This is a genomic window from Lacticaseibacillus saniviri JCM 17471 = DSM 24301 (assembly GCF_001311785.1).
Taxonomy (GTDB): Bacteria; Bacillota; Bacilli; order Lactobacillales; family Lactobacillaceae; genus Lacticaseibacillus; species Lacticaseibacillus saniviri.
In genome coordinates this window covers 1-2,008 of the sequence record NZ_BBBX01000051.1, presented here as the reverse complement: position 1 = coordinate 2,008, position 2,008 = coordinate 1, and the positions used below count along the sequence as shown (strand labels likewise).

The window sequence follows — 2,008 nt, the reverse complement described above, 5'->3', positions numbered from 1 at the left end:
CACAGCCATGATTGTTCGCAAATCTTTGACTGCGCGAGTAATCTTTTGCTGCTCGGTTGGTGAATACTTTTCTAGTAGACCTTGATCAACGTGTTCTAGACTTTCTAAGCTATCATCATGAATCATCAGCGTATATTTAAGCTCGATTTTGACTTCCTTTTCTTGTTGCATTAATAACTTCCAGCCAACGTATGGCCGTTTGGTAAAGGTCAATAATTGTCGGACCAATAAATCATCACGAATATTCATTAAACGTTCGTTTAATTCACTGCCTTTGAAAATCGTTTGTTCACTATTAGTTTCTTTAATCAATTCCCGTCGTTCAGCCGCGGTTGTCTGTTCAAAATCAAGCTCTGGATAAAGTTTTTTAGTCGTGCGATCAACTACTTTATTTAAGAGTTCATCTGCTTTTTTAGTGAACTTTCTTGTTGGTTAATCGTCAATAATTGCTTAGTGACATCTTCACCAACAGCGTGCTTAATTAAGGTACTGTTTTTCCAATTAAATAGCATGCGCCGCTTATCATCTAACTTTCCAAACTAATATAAGTTTTCAGTTCGTGGCTTAACTCTTTGACCACTTTTTTCTCGTTAAACGAGAAGTGTTTGCTTAGGCTATCCAAGTGGCCTCGATTAACTACTTTCTCCTGCATATTTTTATAGCTAGCTTTGGACTTACGATAGTTCTTAACTTGTTGATTAAATGCCTTTCTTTCATGCCGTTTGCTATTGATTCCCTCGTGTTGCATTGGTGTGTCAGCTATTCCCTGTTCCACAAATGATTTTTCACTGATCCGATCAGGAATGTTTTTTGCTCTAAAGCCTGATTTACACTTGCCGCCCAATTGTGCCGCCATTGATTGATTTTTCTTTTTTATCCCAATCAACTAACCACACCTTTCTTGATCTTGGGAAACGACTATTTCCTGTATAAGTCTTGTTCCCATTTTCGTCTAATATGTTTTCTCGTTTACTTTTCAATCCCCACGTTCCGTCTGGGTTAAATGGACGGTTAGTTAACATCACATGAGCGTGCGGATTATCTGGGTGATCTCTATGAATTGCCACATCGGCAACCATACCTTCATCAACAAAATTTTCTTGTACATATTTTGTCAATAATTTTTCTGTTCATCTTCACTTAATTCAACTGGTAGAGCCACGTTAAACTCTTTAGCGTACCGTGAGTTTGCTCGACGGTCTTTTCTTTCAACTTCGTTCCATAATTTCTCTCTATCACTCGCCCATTCTGGCGCATTCTTTGGTGTTAAAATAAAGCTTTCTGGCATAACCGACCGAGCATAAAAATAACTTCGACCTTCTTTTTGATCGAATAATTTTTCGCCACTTCGATAACTTGCTCCAGCAATTGCACTTCTTCCTTTTCCAGCACTAATATTACTAAAGCTCATGTGAAAAATTGCCATGTCGGTCACCACCTTTATTTGGGTTTATGGGCTTGATTTTGTTGTCGCCAACGGCGACTTCTAATACAAGTGTTTAGCACAATAACACAACCAACTTTAGTTGTTGTGTGTAAGTGCGCATTGACCTCGTTTTACTTGGTCTGCTGATTCTCCTGAATTTACTTTTAGTGTATGACTTCCGCTTCGCTATTTCAACTTTTATACTTTGACTTAACGTTTCCCTTATGATATAGTGTCGGTGATTATTTCTAATATGATTGGAGGGATCGTTATGTCTCAAAGTAACTTAGAAAAACAAGAAGCTAAATTAAAAGCCCTTAATCAAAAAATTAAGGACGAAAAAATAAGATTGAACAACGTCTAGGTAAACAAATCATCAGTCAAGCCAATTTAGATTATGCTAATTTGTCTAACGATCAGATTAAGCTTTTAGCCAAGCAATTTTCTGAATTTTTAAAGGTAAAGTCCGTAGATCATTAGCCATACGAGATGGGGAAATTCCATGTCTAATCAATATGAAAAACTAGTCGAGCAGCAAGCGCGTTTAAAACAAAAATTGATCGGGAAGATTTTAAATTACGA

At 37.1% G+C, this 2,008-nt stretch carries 2 pseudogenes; one reads left to right on the top strand and one right to left on the bottom strand.

The window, feature by feature from the left end:
- Positions 1 to 1,426, bottom strand: a pseudogene (gene mobQ / locus JCM17471_RS13010) (MobQ family relaxase); the annotation flags it as partial.
- Between the two features lie 271 nt (positions 1,427 to 1,697).
- Here mobQ and JCM17471_RS13005 point away from each other — a divergent pair.
- Positions 1,698 to 1,906 (top strand): annotated as a pseudogene (locus tag JCM17471_RS13005) (hypothetical protein).
- Positions 1,907 to 2,008: the final 102 nt, after the last annotated feature.